General features: G+C 29.6%; 12 protein-coding genes. 6 read left to right on the top strand and 6 right to left on the bottom strand.

The genetic code is table 11. The features are described 5' to 3' along the window. Positions 1–2 precede the first annotated feature (2 nt). The 4 genes from Q1J76_RS03560 to Q1J76_RS03545 all read left to right on the top strand — a co-directional run bounded on the left by Q1J76_RS03560 (position 3) and on the right by Q1J76_RS03545 (position 5784). A complete protein-coding gene (locus tag Q1J76_RS03560) occupies positions 3–1784 on the top strand; it encodes a hypothetical protein (protein ID WP_300366902.1) in 1782 nt (593 codons plus the stop codon). A gap of 72 nt (positions 1785–1856) precedes the next feature. Next, entirely contained in the window at positions 1857–3539 is a 1683-nt protein-coding gene (locus Q1J76_RS03555) for a hypothetical protein (protein ID WP_300366899.1), read from the top strand. Between the two features lie 68 nt (positions 3540–3607). Continuing rightward, on the top strand, positions 3608–5311 hold the full coding sequence (locus tag Q1J76_RS03550) for a hypothetical protein (RefSeq protein ID WP_300366896.1): 1704 nt from the start codon (positions 3608–3610) through the stop codon (positions 5309–5311). Between the two features lie 92 nt (positions 5312–5403). Then, positions 5404–5784, top strand: a complete 381-nt coding sequence (locus Q1J76_RS03545) for a hypothetical protein (protein ID WP_300366893.1) — start codon at positions 5404–5406, stop codon at positions 5782–5784. 82 nt (positions 5785–5866) lie between these two features. On the opposite strand, the gene secA is transcribed toward Q1J76_RS03545, so the two are convergent. The 6 genes from secA to Q1J76_RS03515 all read right to left on the bottom strand — a co-directional run bounded on the left by secA (position 5867) and on the right by Q1J76_RS03515 (position 14227). Then, positions 5867–8812 carry a preprotein translocase subunit SecA gene (gene secA / locus Q1J76_RS03540; RefSeq protein ID WP_300366890.1) on the bottom strand — a complete coding sequence of 982 codons (2946 nt, stop codon included), beginning with the start codon at positions 8810–8812 and terminating at the stop codon, positions 5867–5869. A gap of 169 nt (positions 8813–8981) precedes the next feature. Beyond that, on the bottom strand, positions 8982–10631 hold the full coding sequence (locus Q1J76_RS03535; RefSeq protein WP_300366887.1) for an ABC transporter permease: 1650 nt from the start codon (positions 10629–10631) through the stop codon (positions 8982–8984). Beyond that, positions 10624–11748, bottom strand: a complete 1125-nt coding sequence (locus Q1J76_RS03530) for an ABC transporter ATP-binding protein (protein WP_300366884.1) — start codon at positions 11746–11748, stop codon at positions 10624–10626. The genes Q1J76_RS03535 and Q1J76_RS03530 overlap by 8 nt, the downstream gene beginning before the upstream one ends. A gap of 89 nt (positions 11749–11837) precedes the next feature. Further along, positions 11838–12854 (bottom strand): ABC transporter substrate-binding protein, encoded by a 1017-nt coding sequence (locus Q1J76_RS03525; RefSeq protein WP_300366881.1) that lies wholly within the window; start codon positions 12852–12854, stop codon positions 11838–11840. A 24-nt stretch (positions 12855–12878) separates the two neighbouring features. After that, positions 12879–13892 carry an ABC transporter substrate-binding protein gene (locus tag Q1J76_RS03520; protein WP_300366878.1) on the bottom strand — a complete coding sequence of 338 codons (1014 nt, stop codon included), beginning with the start codon at positions 13890–13892 and terminating at the stop codon, positions 12879–12881. A 65-nt stretch (positions 13893–13957) separates the two neighbouring features. Continuing rightward, complete coding sequence (locus Q1J76_RS03515; protein WP_300366875.1) at positions 13958–14227, bottom strand: hypothetical protein; 270 nt, start codon at positions 14225–14227, stop codon at positions 13958–13960. Between the two features lie 215 nt (positions 14228–14442). On the opposite strand from Q1J76_RS03515, the gene Q1J76_RS03510 reads away from it, so the two are divergent. Further along, entirely contained in the window at positions 14443–15300 is an 858-nt protein-coding gene (locus tag Q1J76_RS03510; RefSeq protein WP_300366872.1) for a DMT family transporter, read from the top strand. A gap of 129 nt (positions 15301–15429) precedes the next feature. Then, positions 15430–17919 carry a ferrous iron transport protein B gene (feoB, locus tag Q1J76_RS03505; RefSeq protein WP_300366869.1) on the top strand — a complete coding sequence of 830 codons (2490 nt, stop codon included), beginning with the start codon at positions 15430–15432 and terminating at the stop codon, positions 17917–17919. Positions 17920–17996 lie beyond the last annotated feature (77 nt).

Raw genomic sequence — 17996 nt, 5'->3', positions numbered from 1 at the left:
TCATGAAAAAATTATTATTGATTATTTATTTTTTGATTGCCATATTATTCTTAACTTCTTGCGGAGGTCATTTTTTCAATCCAAGATATTATTATAATAATAAAGGAGATAGTAGCGGAGGAAATAATCCTTTGCCACCACCACCACCTCCAGATGGATTACCTGACGGAGTAGAAGATCCTTTTGATAAGGGTGAATGGAATAATCCTGATTACGGTGGATATAATGGAAGTAAATTTGATACATGGTTATTTCAATCAAGTTTTAGAGGGGATAAGCTTCCTATATATAATTTTAAAGAACCTGAAGGTAAAGTTTGGATTGCAGGTGGAAAAGATTGGAAAGGAAATTTAGGCGACTATTATATACCAAATAAGGGAGAGAATAAGGTTTATGATGCTCCTGTTGTTGGAACTATAGATATAAGCCCTTTGAAAATATATAAATATAATGGAAAAAATCCTTTATACGACAGCATTGGGTATTTACCTGGAAGAATGGATAGATTTCGTTTTTACTCTATAGACGGTGAAGCTAGCATAGATTTGAAACAGTATTTAATAGCAGTTGATACTTATTCAAAATTAATATTTGCATATGGTAAAATTACAAGAACTGGTAATTTATTCGGCAATGTATATCCTACTGATTTCGATGCTATAGAGAGATACGGACAAAAAATAGCTTTTTATGAGTATGACCCAATAGGATATGTTGAGAGTACAGGTAAAGTTATTTTATATGAACATTATGAAACTGAATTTGTTAGATCTCCTACAGGTTATATACCTTCACAGCATGGATATGATACTGTAGCCCAACATGACAAATCAAAGCCGGGAAGATCTCCATATTTAATTATCTTAGATGAAGAGGCTGGTGAAGAAGATAAAAAAACATTCTATAATAATGCATCTTCTTTAGTATCTAAAGACTTTAATTGGCGTGATTACAGCGGATATGAGTCTACAGCTCCTACTACTAAAAAACAGATTGATTTAGAAAAGTGGAAATCATTAGGATATGCAGGTAAAAGTCTTATATTATATACTTATACATTAACAGATTCCGCTAATAAATTTATTATAAAAGAAACTGATTTTAATACAAAGAAAGTTACTACAAAAGAATATAATATAGAAAAAATTACATCTACTAATAAAGCTTCATATACTAATAGTAGTGGAGAATCTTTATCAGTTATAATACAGATAACAGATTCATCAAAAACTATATCTGTAAGTGGTAAAGTATTAGATCCTAATTTCAAAGATTATGGACCAATATTTGTTGATAGAATTAAAGATACTTATTTCAAACGAGATGGAAGTACATCTATAGGAGGCGGTATAGGAGGAATTTCATCATCTACATTCCCATTAAGTTCTGGAGGTAAGCTTAAAGATTTAGAATATAAGTTTAGTTCAGATGGTACGGAGTTTACTATGAAGTATCAATATGATGTGGCTTTTTGGCCTTGGCAGCAGGATTGGAAAACTGTTGAATATAAATTTAAGTTAGCACGTTTTGATTCTGACGGAGATAAACAATGGACAGCTAAATATGAATGTTTGAATTTATCTGGAAAGTTGGGAAAATATACAAGAGTTGTATTAAGAAATGGAGATGGAACAGATAGTCCTGGACCTAGCGAAATAGGAACTGTTGTACGATCTAGTATGACTTTGCATAGATTAGAAGGGGCAATCGATTTGGGATTTACTACTATTCCAGATGATCCTACTTCAAATCTAGGTCTTGAGATGATATCAGATAAGAGATAGAATATTATTTCATTAGGTATTAGATTTATAAGAATTTAATGCCTAATGATTAATAATAAAAGGTTTTTATTTATGAAAAAGAAGTATTTATTATTTTTATTTATTTTATTTATAATATCTATATTGATAATGTCTTGCGGAGGACATTTCTTTAATCCTAGATATTATTATAATAAAAAAGGAGATCAAAATTCAGAAGATGGAAATGAAATTTCAGGCGGAAATTCTGGAATATTTATACAGCCTAGTGCAGATGAGGATCCATTTACTGCACCTCAATATAAAAATGAATGGTGGAATAATCCTAATAATGCTGGATTTACTCCTGAAGAAATAGACAGTTGGTTTTTAAAAGTTAATTTTTTAGATCAAGATTATCCAAATTATAAGTTCTTAAAAGATTCAGAAGCTACAGGACATACTTGGAAGGTTTTAAATCCTGAAGATTCTACATATACAGATAGTGGTGCTATATGTAATACAACAGCCATTACAGGAATGAGTATATTACCTGTAGCTGATGTTACAGGTGTAACTTATACAAAATATCAAGGAATGAACACTAGATTTTTTACTGCTGATGGATATTATCATACTAAATATCCGGGTAAAGAAAAGATTAGCAGATTTAATTTTTATTATTTTGTTGGAACTCCAAAAATGGCTATAGAATTGCAAAATTGTTTAATAGCTGTTGATAAGTATTCAAAATTACTATTTTATTATGGAAGACCTGAAAGTGATTATCCTAATGCTCCTAGTTGGGTACGTCCAAATGCTACTTTTGCTCCTAACAAATATTCTCCTACTAGTTATTGGGTTTCTATAGATGAAGGTATAAAAGTTAATTATCAGAACTATCCTTTTTATGAATACGATCCTGTAGGATATGTAAAAAAAGATGGTACTGTTGTAATATTTGATTGGTTTGCTGACAGATTGAAAAGTTCTCATAATAATGACCCTATAAAAAGTGATCCTAATGGACCAATTGTGCCTAACCCAGAAACAGAGCCACCTGCTAATACAAGAGGACGTTCTCCTTATGCTTTCTATGCTGAAGTAAAACCTAGAAACTTCTTTAAAGTTACTATAGTATCAGGTTCAATATATAATATTAATAGCCAAACAGCAAACCGTAATTCATTTACTGGTAATATGTATGTTCCTATAGTTGGAGGAGGAAAATTGTATGATTATGCTAATTTTAATTATATTATTAATATAGCAGGATATAATAATTTAGAAAAACCATCATATAAAACTATAGCAGAGCATGTTTCAGATAGATACGAAAATAGATTTTCTGTAAATATAGGGCAGGAAAAGTCTTTAAGTATTAAATCATCTAATTCTGTTACCATAAATTATGGTGATGAAAACGATATATATCTTAATATATCATATAATATATGTAAATATGATGAAATAGTGGCTAATATTACTGATTTAGGTTGGAAATATATGTATTCTGAAGATAATAAAATTTATATTATCTTAAAATATAATAAGTTTTCAAATAGTTTTACTGTTGATTCTGTTTATGATGAATATAAAAATAGATTAGTAGAATATGATACATCTTTTGAGCTTCCGCTAGGAGTTGAAAAAGAATTTTCTGTTACTTTAGATGGACAAGATGGTGATGATAAATTTACTAATAACAAATGCGGACATGGTGCTACAGGATTTAATAATAAGTTAAAAATTAAATTAAAATTATTAATAGATAAAACTATAGTGGATAATCAGTAAAAAAATAATATATGCATTGAGTTTTTTATTTAATGCCTATATGTAGTATTATTTTGAGGATAAATTTTATGAAAAAGATAATTTTTTTATTAATTATATTGTTTGTATTATTGACATTTATTATTTCTTGCGGAGGACATTTCTTTAATCCTAGATATTACTATAATAAAAACAATAGTTTGGCATCGGGCGGAGCACCAGATACAGGTCCTGAGGCACTTCCTGAACAAGTACCTGCTGATGAGGATCCTTTTAAGCTTCCTGAAGATTATAATAATCCTAATTATCAATTTTCAGCTGATAAGTTTAAAACTTGGTTATTTAAAGCTAGTTTCCAAGGTGATAAACTTCCTATATATAATTTCTTTGATGATTCAAGCAGAAATTGGATACCTGGAGGTGCTGACTGGAATAATATATCAGGAGAATACTATAATGGAAAAGACGGAGAAAATTATGTTAAGAGCGGACCTTTGACTGTAGGTATTACTGCTTTGAAAGTATATAAATATGCAGGTAATAATCCTCTTTACAGTAGTTTAGGATATTTACCAGGAAGAATGGATAGATTTAATTTCTATTCTATAAATGGTAAGGCTTCTCTTGCTTCTTTAAAACAATATTTAATAGCCGTTGATACTTATTCTAAATTTGTATTTGCTTTCGGTGCTATCACTGGTACAGAAACAGTTATGGGAGATAAAGTGCCCAATGCCTTTGAGGCTGTAGAAAAACATGGAGAGAAAAAGGCTTTTTATGAATATGATCCTATAGGATATGTTACAGAAAACGGATCTATTATTTTATATGATCATTATAAAAGAGAGTTTGTTGATTCTCCTACCACATATATGCCTAAAGATCATAATTTTGATAATAGAGCTAAACCAGAACCTACAGGACATGGATACTCTCCTTACAGACCTTTAAATAGCTCATCTAAAGATCCTGCACCTGAAGATGAACAGAAAATATTTAAAGAATCAATAAATAAAATTAAGGGTATTCATCCTCAAGGATTTAAATATCGTAATTATTCTGGATATATGCTTAATGGAAAAAATCAATTAGATTTGAATTTATGGAAAGCTGGTAATTATGGAGGTAGAAGTTTTGCATTATATTCTTATACATTTGAAAATGGTAATGGAATAGATGCTCCAAATATAAGTGTTACAGTAGAGTATTATAATAATAGTAAACCTAAAGAAACAAAAACTTATAGAGTAAAAACTATAACTTCTAAATTTAAAGCTGTATATGAAAATGTTACTAATACTTCAGATACGGTTATAGTGTCATTAGTAAAAGTAAATAATAAAGATAGTATATCTTTTGATGGTACTTCATTAGATCCAGACTTTAAAGATTTTGGACCTATATTTACAGACAGAGTTCTAAATGCTGAATTCAAGGGACAAGATACAGGCTCTATGAAAAATCTTGTATACAAATTTAGTGCTGACGGATCTGAGTTTACCTTGAGTTATGAAGAACAGTATTTGGATTGGTTTACATATAAATGGAGAACTAAATCATATTCTTATAAATTAGCCCGTTTTGATGATTCTTTAAGTCAGCAGTTTACAGCTATATATGAGGTTGCTCCTGGAGGTACTTTTGGAAATTACGGACGTGTTGTATTAAGATCGAAAGATGGGGAAGTTGATAAGTTAATAAAAACAAGTACAACATTAGGTAAATTATGGGGACTTGGAACAGCTGACTCCGATTTAGGATTAGGATATGATGCTGATAGGCAAAATAAATAATAATCTATAAATAAAAAATTAAGCGAAGGGAACTTAAAAAACTCTCTCTCCTTTTATTAAAATAAATATTATATAAATAATGGATAAATAAAATGTCTAAAAAAGTTATTCTTTTATTAATCTTTTTATTTGTAATTTCATGTACTTCGCCTTTTGGACAAACTGGAATTAAGTTTAAAGATAGAAATGGTATTTACCAAAATTCTGACAAAAAAATTACTTTAACTGTAACAAAAGAAGATAAACAAAATTTGATTATAGATATGAGGGATTTCAATGGGGTAACTGTTACAGATACTTATGATATTAATTCTGCGGTAATTACAGGTAATTTTACTCTGTATTCAAAAAACAATAAAGAGTATGCTTATATAATTAATTTTTATGCTAATACTAGTATAACTTTCAGTGTTAGAAAAGGTATTCAATATCTTATAAAGAATGTAGAATTAAGAAATACTTCAATAAAATAAAAATATTAATTTTATACATAAAAAAGGTATATATAATTGATTTTTATATATACCTTTTATTTTCGTATTGTTTTATTTTTGTTTACTGCGAATTATCCTTTCCATGACAATGCTTATACTTCTTACCGCTTCCACAAGGACATGGATCATTTCTTCCTATTTTCTGAGCCATTTTAACATTAGCTTGAGCATTTTTTACTTTGTTTTGAATATTCTGAGTATTTCCGTTTCCGTTCATAGCACTTGCATTTGCTTTTTCTTCTACTCCTCCATCAAATGCACTTTCTCTCTCAATATTGTTAAATGAGTTAGGTATTATTCTCACTCTCATTATCAAGTTCACAAGCTCATTATGTATAACATTCATAGTAGCTACAAACATTTTATAACCTTCAAGCTTATATTCTGTGAGAGGGTTTTTTTCAGCATATCCTCTAAGTCCTATACCTTCTCTTAAACTATCCATAGCAAATAAATGATCTTTCCATCTATTATCTATTATAGAAAGGAATATATTCTTTTCTACTTCTCTGAATATTTTCTCATCTATTTCTGATGCTTTTTTACTGTATGCTTCCAATAATAATTTAGTAAGATTTTTTACGGCATTATCAACTCCGCCTTCAACAGCCTTATCTGCAGCCTCTTCATCTATTCCTATCAAATAAGTATTAAGCCATTTTGTAACTTCCAAAGGATCAACATTCTTTTTATTACTGCTTATATCATTTATAGTTTCTTCTGTTATTTCAGATATAATTTCTTCTACTCTAGGAGATATATCATTAGAATAAAGTATATAATCTCTCTCACCGTAAACAGCCATACGCTGTTGATTCATAACATCATCATACTCAAGTAAATGTTTTCTTATATCAAAGTTTCTGCCTTCAACTTTTCTCTGAGCATTTTCTATTGATTTATTGAGCCATTTATGTCCTAATTCTTCTTCTTCTCCCATACCCATAGCAAGCATCATTTTTGAAACTCTCTCTCCTCCAAAAAGACGCATTAAATCATCTTCAAGAGATAAGAAAAATACACTGAGTCCGGGGTCTCCTTGTCTTCCGCTTCTTCCTCTAAGCTGATTGTCGATTCTTCTTGCCTCATGTCTTTCACTTCCTATAACATGTAAACCGCCTGCAGCAAGTACTCTTTCTTTATCTATTTTTGCTTTTTCATTTATCTGAACTATTCTATCTATCTTTTCTATCATTTCAGAGGCATTATTTTTTTCAGCCAAATCATTAGCTTCCTGTATTCTTCCAGCAATTACATTTCTTACAAAGGCTTCTTTATATAGGTCTATAGATTTAACTTTTTTTGTCAATTCTTCTTTTTTGTAAGGATCTCTCTCTTTAAATGCCTTATCCTTCATAAGAGTAAGTATCTGTTCTATTTCGGTTACACCTTTAGCAACAGGGTTACCTCCAAGTACAATATCGGTACCTCGACCCGCCATGTTTGTAGCAAGAGTAACAGCCCCAGGTTCTCCTGCCTGTGCTATTATAGCAGCCTCTCTTGAGTGGTTTTTGGCATTCAAAACTTCATGATTTATTTTATGTCTTTTAAAAACCTTTGAAAGTTCCTCGTTCATTTCAACGGATACAGTACCTACAAGTGTAGGTTTTCCAGCCTCTTGAAGTTCTTTAATATATTTTGCCAATGCTTCAAATTTAGCCTTTCTTGTTCTGTAAATTCTATCTGATAAGTCCTGTCTTGCTATAGGTTTATTAGTAGGTATAACAGCAACATCTAACTTGTATATTTTATAGAATTCTTCAGCCTCTGTTTCAGCAGTACCAGTCATACCTGAAAGTTTAGGATACATTCTGAAATAGTTTTGGAATGTTATTGTAGCATAAGTTTGTGATTCATTCTGTATTGCAACTTTTTCTTTAGCTTCTATCGCTTGATGAAGTCCATCACTATATCTTCTTCCTTCAAGTACACGACCTGTAAACTCATCTACAATTAAAACTTCTCCGTCTGTAACCATATAATCAACATCTTTTTTGAATACTTTATGTGCTTTTAACGCCTGATTAACATGATGAACTATTGTACTGCTTTGAGCTCCATATAAATTTTCTACATTAAGTAGTTTTTCTACCTTATGTACACCTTCTTCTGTAAGATATACATTTTTATCCTTTTCATCAAGTACATAATCTCCAGTACCAGCAACCTCTCTCATTCTCTCATCAACTTCAGCCTGTTTTAGCATAGGAATGATTCTGTCAATTTCATAATACATTTTTATATTTTTTTCAGCAGGTCCAGATATGATAAGAGGAGTTCTAGCTTCGTCTATCAGAATACTGTCAACCTCATCGACTATGGCATAATAGAATTTTCTTTGAACTTTATCCTCTTTTCTAGTTACCATATTATCTCTTAAATAGTCAAAACCAAATTCATTATTAGTACCATAAATAACATCACAATTATAAACGGCTCTTCTTTCAGGTGAATGAGGTCTTGTATTATCAAGTATACCAACACTTATGCCAAGCATAGAATATATAGGAGTCATCCATTCTGCATCCCTTTTAGCAAGATAATCATTAACTGTTACAACATGCACTCCAAGTCCTGTTAAAGCATTAAGATAAACGGCAAGTGTAGCAACAAGTGTTTTACCTTCTCCTGTTTTCATCTCGGCAATTCTTCCCTGATGAAGTACAGTACCTCCCATAACCTGAACATCAAAATGTCTCATGCCTGTAGTTCTTATACTAGCTTCCCTTACAACAGCAAATGCTTCTGGAAGTATTTCATCTAATATATTTTGAAGTTTCTTTTTATTTTCATCTTTGCTTAAATCTAATTCTTCTGTTTCGCATCCTATATGTTTTTCTACTCTTTTTCTGAATTCTTTAGTTTTATTAGTAAGTTCTTCATTGCTTAATTTTTTTATTTCTTCTTCAAATGATAATGTCTTTTCTGCTATAGGTTTTAATACTTTAGCATCATTTTGTTCTTTAGATCCGAATATCAATTTGAATACTAAATCCATTGCTCCCATTAGGCTTTAATCTCCTTAAGTAAAATTAAATAACATAATTAACTAAAAATATTTTTTATTAAAACTCAATAATAACATGAAATGTAAATATAATAAAGTAGAAAATTATAATTTTAAAAATTAGGGCTATAAGATGTTTTTATCTTATAACCCTATTATATACTAATTATTAAAGACTTACTTCTTTTTTACCTGTTAATTTAAAAAATATTAGAAGCGATATTATGGTTGATAAAGTTAATATTGTAGATAAAGCAGCAGCAGTTCCGTAACTAGCTCTTATAACCTCTTGATAAATTGAAACAGCCATAGTTCTTGATTTTCCTGTATATAATATTACAGAAGAACTTAATTCATTAATTACTGTTATCCAACTTAATATTGCCCCTGAAATTACTCCCGGAAGCATCATCATAGCAGTTACTTTAAAAAAAGTTTTTACTTGAGAGGCACCCAAACTTATAGATGCTTCTTCCATACTAGTACTAATTTGATATAGTATAGCTGAGCTTGATCTTAATGTATAAGGCATTCTTCTTATTACTAATGACATAATTATTATCATAGCAGTACCGCTTAATATTATAGGAGGTTTATTAAAAGCCAATAATAAAGTGATACCCAAAACAGATCCTGGTATTATGTAAGGGAACATAGTTATTGTATCTATAAGATTTGTTAAAATATTTTTTCTTCTTATGGATATATATGCTATAAACATACCCATTATAACAATAATAAATATTGTTATAAGTCCGTATAAATAGGTATTTTTTATAGAAGTACCAAGAGATGAGAATATTGAAATATAACTATCTAATGAGAATCCTTTAACAAATATAGCTCTGTTTGTTTTTAAGAAAGAAGTATATATAACTGTTATTTGAGGAATTATAGATAAAAATACTATAAAATAAATAAAAGCATGTACTAATACTGACATAAATCCTTTTATTTCTCTAGGTTTTATAGGATTCATAGAACTCATAGTAAATGATTTTTTATTAACAAAATATTTTTGAGTTATAAACATCAATGCAGTTATAAATACCATAATGCTTGCCATAGATGCTGAGAAATTAGCATTACCTCCTACTTCGCTTACAAATTCAGAATAAATCATAGTAGGCATAGTTCTGTAGCCTTCTCCTATAAGCATAGGAGTACCAAAGTCAGCTAAAGCATTCATAAATACCAATAGAGAACCTGCTAATATTGTAGGTGTTATTAAAGGCATTGCTATTGTAACAACTTTTTTCAATGGAGAACAGCCCAAACTTTCTGCCGCTTCCATTAAAGAAACATCTATTTTGCTTAAAGCCCCTGAAACATACATAAATATAAACGGATATAATTTCAAAGTAAATACTAGTAATATTCCTCCAAAACCGTATATTGTAGGTGTTGAAATTCCAAAGCCCGCAAAAAACTTTGTAATTACTCCACTTCTTCCAAGTAAAAGTATCCAAGAATAAGCACCTATGAATGCAGGCGACATCATAGATATTATTATCAGTATTTGCAGAAAAGTTTTACCTTTTATTTTATAAACAGTCATGAAATATGCCATAGGAGTTCCTATGATAATGGCTAATATTGTAACACATATAGTCACAGAAAAACTATTTGTAAGTGCCTGATAATAATATTTTCTGCTGAAGAAACGTATAAAATTGTCTAAAGTCCAAGAACCTGTTTCAGGATCTTTAAAACTGCTTATAAATAAAGATAATAATGGATATACTAAAAATAAAGCAAAAACTAAAGCTATTATTAAAGTAATATAAGTCCAAAAATCTATTTTAAAACGTTTATTCATATCTTTTTACTCCTTTTATAAGACTTTTTTCCATATCTGGAGTAAATACATTAATTTTATTAGCATTAGGTTTTAAAATTATAGTTTCATCTTTTTCATATAGTCTTTCAGTATATGATGAATCTTGTGAGTATTCTATACTAGGCTGATTTTCAACGATTTCATTATCATTAAAATGTAAGAAATAATTAGTGTATTTTCCAAGAAAAGTTTTTGATATTATTTTGGCTTTAATACCTTCAGTATTCTGCGATTCAGTAAAAAATTCTTCAGGTCTTATTCCAACAATAACTTCATCTCCGTCATTTACATCAATTAAATTATCCATTTTTAATTTGTATCCGCATCTGAATAGAATATATGTATCATTTCCTTCTTTTTTTATACTAGCATAAAATAAATTTGAATGCCCTATAAAAGTGGCAACAAAAACATTATATGGTCTTGTATAAATGCTTACAGGATTGCCTACCTGCTGTATAACACCATTTTTCATTACAGCTATTCTATCAGATACAGCAAGAGCTTCTTCCTGATCATGTGTAACATAAACAGTTGTAATACCTACTTGTCTTTGTATGTCTTTTATGGCACTCCTCATTTCTATTCTTAATTTGGCATCCAAATTTGAAAGAGGCTCATCCATAAGAAGCACACTAGGAGTTATAACTATTGCTCTTGCTAATGCCACACGCTGCTGCTGTCCTCCTGATAATCTTTCAGGAAGTCTGCTTTGATATTCTTCTATCTTTACAACCTGAAGCATTTCATCTACTTTCTTTTTCATAGATTCTTTATTTTCTTTTCTAAGTTTTAAACCATATTCAACATTTTCTCTTACAGTCATATGCGGGAATATAGCATAATTTTGAAAAACCATACCTATGTTTCTTTTATGTGCAGGAATATTATTTATTACATCTTTATCAAATTTGATAACTCCACCTTCAATGGAGTTAAATCCTGCTATCATACGCAAGAGAGTTGTTTTACCACATCCTGAAGGTCCCAAAAGAGTGAAAAATTCTCCATTCTTTATTTCTAATGAAAGATCAGGTATTATTGTCAACTTTTCATAACGTTTTACTACATTTTCGATAGATATAGATACACTCATTATAACCTCTCTTTTTTATTAATTTTATAATAAAATAAAGAGTATAAAAATACTTTATACTCTTTATTTTATTTATCATTTAAATTTAATTATATACTAGTAAATATATCTTTAAATTTATTTAACCAATTTTGTTTATTTTTATCAACTACAGCCTCATCATCTGAAATAACATTTATAGTTTCTGTAGCCTGAAGTATAGCAGAAGGAGGTAAATCACTTCTTACAGATCTTCTATTTAATTTATCATTAATAGTTTTTTGTGCATCATAGCTTGTAGCATAATCTACAAACTTTTTAGCATTTTCTAAATTTTTAGCGTTCTTAATAATGTATATTCCGTCTGGTTTTATGATAACTCCTTCTTTCATATATACCAATTTTACAGGAGAACCTGCTGATACATAGTTGGCTCCGCCTTCTTCAAAAGTTAAACCTACAGCATATTCTCCGTCAGCAACACCTTTATAAACAGCAGAAGAACCGCTTAATAATTTTCCGTCTAAATTAGCACATAATTTGTTTACATAATCCCAGCCTTTATCAGGATCGCCTTTTCCCATAGCATAAAGCATATTTACTAAATGTTCAAAAGATGAAGAAGAAGCAGAAGGATCAGCAAAAGCTATTTTTCCTTTCAAAGCAGGATTAAGTAAATCTTCATAACCTTCTATTTTTATATTTCCAGCCAAATTTGTATTAATCATTATTACACTTGGTATAGCAGTAAATCTTGTAATTGCACCTTCTGTATTTTTGTATGCTTCTGCTATACTTCCTTCATTAGTAGAAGTATAATTTTCAAATAATTCTACTTTAGGTTTTACAGTATTTAAACTTCCGCCCCAAAGTATATCACCCAATGGATTATCTTTCTCAGATTCCACTCTTTTAAGAAGTTCTCCTACTCCAGCAGCTATAATATCAACATTGATTCCAGGATTTTTTGCTTTAAAATCTTCTACCAATGGATTTATAAATTCCAATGGATGCGGACAGTATATTACAAGAGAATTACCGCCTTTAGTATCTGAATTTCCTGAAGAACAGGAGTAGAATAGAGCTAGTGATAACAACACACTGCAAATGATAATAATTTTTTTCATAGTACAATCCTTTAAATTTATTTATTATATACTAGTAAAAATGTCTTTGAATTTATCAAGCCATTTCTGACGATTTGCTTCTACAACATTAGGTTCATCACTAATAGAATATATTTCAGACATAGGTTTAATTATATCTGTAACCGAAACATCATTTCTTATTGATCTTCTGCTAAGTTTTTCTACAAGCATATTTTGAGCATCTAAACTTACACAATAATCTATGAATTTTTTAGCATTCTCTAAATTTTTAGTTCCTTTTATAATGTAAACTCCATCAGGTTTAGATATAACTCCTTCCTTCATGTATACTACTTTTACAGGAGAACCGGAAGACATATAGCTTATTCCAGGCTCTTCATAAGTTAAACCAACAGCATATTCTCCGTCAGCAACGCCTTTATAAACAGCAGAAGAACCGCTTAATAATTTTCCGTCTAAATTAGCACATAATTTACTTATATAATCCCAGCCTTTTTCAGGATCTCCTTTTCCCATAGCATAAAGCATATTCACTAAATGCTCAAAAGCAGATGAAGAAGCGGAAGGATCGGCTGCTGCTATTTTTCCTTTCAAAGCAGGATTAAGTAAATCTTCATAGCCTTCTATTTTGATATTTCCTGCCAAATTTGTATTAACCATTAATATACTAGGTATAGCAGAAAATCTGGTGAAAGCACCTTCTGTATTTTTGAATTCATCTATAATATTGTCTTCATTAGTAGAAGTATAATTTTCAAATAAGTCAGTTTTTGACTTTACACTATTTAAAGTTCCGCCCCATAAAACATCTCCTAATGGATTTGCTCTTTCAGCTTCCACTCTTTTTAATAATTCTCCTGTCCCTGCTGTAACTACATCAACACTTATATCAGGATTTTTTGCTTTAAAATCATCTAATATAGTATTCATTAAGTCTAATGGATGAGAACAATATATGACTAAAGAGCTGCCTTTAGTATTTGAACCTCCTGAAGAACATGAGTAAAATAAAGCTAGTGACAACAGCACACTGCAAATTAGAACAATTTTTTTCATGATACAATCCTTTATATTAATTTTTATATATCAGTTTATTTTTTAAACCGAATGAAACATATTTTTTAAAGAGCAGAATGAAATTGGAATAATTCATTATATACCTGTAAAATATCTTGAAAATTTTTCAACCAACTTTGTTTATTTTTATCATATTTTTTTGTAAGTTTCCAAGCACATGTATCCATAACATCAACATTTAAAAAATTTATAAATTTCAATTGATGAGTGCAGTATATTATAAGAGAATTGTTAGTATTAGAGTTGTTTTGAGAACAAGAATTAAATATCGTAATAAAAAATAATAATATAAATATTGTTATATATTTTTTCATAATAAAAAAAATCCTTAGTATATATATTATAGTTAATATTTTCTTGTAAATCAATAATAATATATAATAGTATTATAAATAATTTTGAATGATTATAATATATTGATTTATTAAAAATATAATATATTATTAATTAACTATAATTTTATTTTTGGAATATTTATACAATAATTCTATTGTTGTTTTTTATTATATTTAATTGGCAGAGGACTTTAATGTTTAATGTTTTACTAGTTATAATAGGATCTATAGCATACGGATTTTTACCTATTTTTGTAAAGAATATCATACCTTATGGTTATTCTTCTCTTTCTATAGTTTTTTATAGATATTTTTTTACAGTGATTTTTTTATTTATAATTATTCTTATCACTAAAAAAAGTTTTAAAATAACTAAAAAACAATTTATAGAATTATTAATATTCAGTATAACAGGACTTGGACTTACATTTTTCTTTTTATCTAAGTCATTACTATATATATCTGCAGGTTTAAGCAATATGATACATTTCGGATATCCTGTTGTGGTGCTTCTTGTAATGATATTTATGTTTAAAGAAAAGGCTAATATATTAAAAATTCTTTCTATTATATTTGCAGTTGTAGGTATAGTACTTTTAACACAAGTTGTAAAGGTAGATTCATTTTTAGGTATTATATATGCACTTATAACTACTGTTACTTACGGAGCATATATAGTCGCGAATAAAAGATGCAGTTTTTCTGAAGTTGATACTATAGTTTCTATGTTTTATATGTCTTTATTTGTGTCTGTATCTTTTTTTATAGTTGGCATCATTACAAATTCTTTGCAGCTTTTAAATAACTTGTATGTATTTAGCAATTTTGTTGTTATATCCTTGGTATGTACTATATTTTCTTTAGGGCTTTTACTTTATGGTGTAAAGAGATTGGGTTCTTCACTCGCTTCTATACTTAATATGTTCGAACCTGCTACTACTGTTGTTACTTCTGTTTTTTTATATAAAGAAGAATTGACTTTTAATATTATTATAGGTTCTACATTAATAATACTATCTACTATAAGTATGGTTATAGGAAGTAAAAAATAATATAGTTTTTTATTTTTTTTGTGAGAAATATATATATCTTATCTATTGACAATTTATCTATAAATGTTAGAATATACAAACACTTTGTAAATACTTTTTAATTTTTTTTTATAAAAAAGGAGAAAATTTATGAAACTGACAGAATTGGATATTGAAGAAGGTTTTGTTGTTGATAAAGTCGCTACTGATGGCGAGATAAGACAAAGAATAATAGAAATGGGATTTACTCCTGGGGCTAAAGGTTGGATTGTTAGAAAAGCTCCTCTTGGAGATCCCATACAAGTTCATATTATGGATTATGAAATTTCTTTGAGAAAATCAGAGGCTAATGGTATAGAAGTTGCTAAATCAAATGTAGAACTTAAAAAAGAAAGAATATTAAAGCCTATAGAACATAAGGATACTAAAGAAGATGAAGAGGGATTAGTAGAAAGTAAAAGCGATATAGCAAAGAAATTAAAAGTAGCATCTAATAATACTAAATTTAAAATAGCTATTGCTGGTAATCCTAATTCAGGAAAAACAACTATATTCAATGCTTTAACTGGAGCTAATTATAAAGTTGCTAATTATCCCGGTGTAACAGTAGAAAAAAGACAGGCTAATATGCTTTATAATGGTTATAATTATGATTTGATAGATTTGCCTGGTGTTTATAGTTTGAGTGCTTATTCTCAAGATGAGGTAGTAGCATGCGATGTGCTTCTTAATGAAAAGCCTGACTTTATCATTAATGTTATAGATTCTACAAATTTGGAGAGAAATCTTTATCTTACATTACAGCTTATAGAATTGGGAATTCCTATAGTATGTGTTCTTAATATGTATGAGCATGCTGAGAAGAATGGCGTTAAAATAGATGAACAGAATTTATCAGATCTTTTAAAATTGCCTGTAATGAAAGTACATGGAAATAAATATGAAAGCGTTATAAGAATATTAGAAAAGATAGAAGATATGTATACTTCTGGAAATAAGCTTGATAAAAATTCTGCTATAAGATATGGTGAAGAAGTAGAAAATTCTATCAAAAATATTTCAGACATTATGCATGGAGATATAAGCGAGCTTCATAAAAGATGGCTTGCTATTAAGACTTTAGAAAAAGATGAAAGAGCAATTCACTCTATAAGAAGAGAATGTAATAACGGAGGAGAAGTAATAGAGGTTTTAAATAGAGAAATAATTAAATTAGAAACTTCTATGAATGCGAAAACAGATTCTATAATGGCTGATAAGAGATATTCCTATATAAGGGGTGCTTTACAGGAGGCTGTTCATAGGGATAATATACAGGCATTCAATTTTACAGAGGCTGCCGATGTAATATTCTTAAATAAATGGCTTGGATTTCCTATATTTTTAGCTGTATTATGGCTGATATTTAAAGTTACATTTACTGTAGGTGCTTATCCTCAGGGTTGGCTTGAAACAGGAATAGGGGCATTGTCTGATTTTGTGGGAGGTCTGCTTCCTGACGGTAGTTTGATACAATCTGTTGTTGTTGATGGTATAATAGGCGGTGTAGGTGCTGTATTATCCTTCCTTCCTCTTGTATTGATATTGTTTACAGGAATTGCTTTTTTAGAGGACTGTGGATATATGGCTAGAGCTGCTTTCTTAATGGATAAGATAATGCATAAATTAGGCTTGCATGGTCAGTCATTCATACCTCTTTTCTTGGGATTCGGATGTTCTATTCCTGCAGTTATGGCGGCAAGGACATTGAGAAGTAAAAAGGATAGGGTAGTAACAGTTTTAATTACGACATTTATGAGCTGCGGTGCTAGAATTCCTGTTTATATATTATTTATAGGTGCTTTCTTTGCCCCTAAAATGGCTGCTTCTGTTATGTTCAGTATATATATTATTGGTATATTAATGGCTTTTATAATGGCATTCATATTTAGAAAAGCATTTTTCAAAGGAGAAGAAAGTGCTTTTGTAATGGAACTTCCTCCATACAGAATACCTAGGGCAAAAGCTGTATTAAGACATATGTTTGACAGAGGCTGGATGTATATTAAGAAGGCTGGTACTTATGTATTTGCTGCTTCAATAATAATTTGGGCTTTGATGACATTCCCTCAATATACTCCTACTGAAGAAGATAATGCTAGACTTATGCAGGATGCTAAAGAGTTGGCTACTATTCAGGGATTAGATGTAAATGATGAAGAGGTTGTAACTGCTGAATTTGACAGATTAGTGGCTTCTGAAAGGTTAAGACAGAGTTATGCTGGTAAAATAGGACAATTTGTTGAACCTGTTATTAAGCCTTTGGGTTTTGATTGGAGAATAGGTATTGGACTTGTTGCAGGAGGAGCTGCTAAAGAGGTATTAGTTTCTACTATAGCACAGATTAAATCTATAGAAGATGGAGATGAAGCTACACTTACAGAATCTTTACAGAATGACCCTGTATTTAATCCTATAGTTGCATATACATTGCTTCTTTTTGTATTGCTTTATTTCCCTTGTTTTGCGGCAGTCGGTGTTATAGGTTCTGAGATAGGAAACAAATGGATACCTTTCTTAATGATTTATACATTGGTAGTTGCTTGGGTAGTTAGTTTTATATTCTATCAGGTTGCTGGAAGGATAGCAGGTATTATTTAGTTTTGATCCATAGGATAGTTTTTTAATATAGTGTTTAGCTCAAGGCTTTGTTATATGCAAAGTCTTGAGCGTTTTTT

The organism is Brachyspira sp. (assembly GCF_029258575.1).
Classification (GTDB): Bacteria; Spirochaetota; Brachyspiria; order Brachyspirales; family Brachyspiraceae; genus Brachyspira.
The sequence above is the reverse complement of the archived record's forward strand: the minus strand, read 5'-3'. Positions and strand labels throughout refer to the sequence as shown.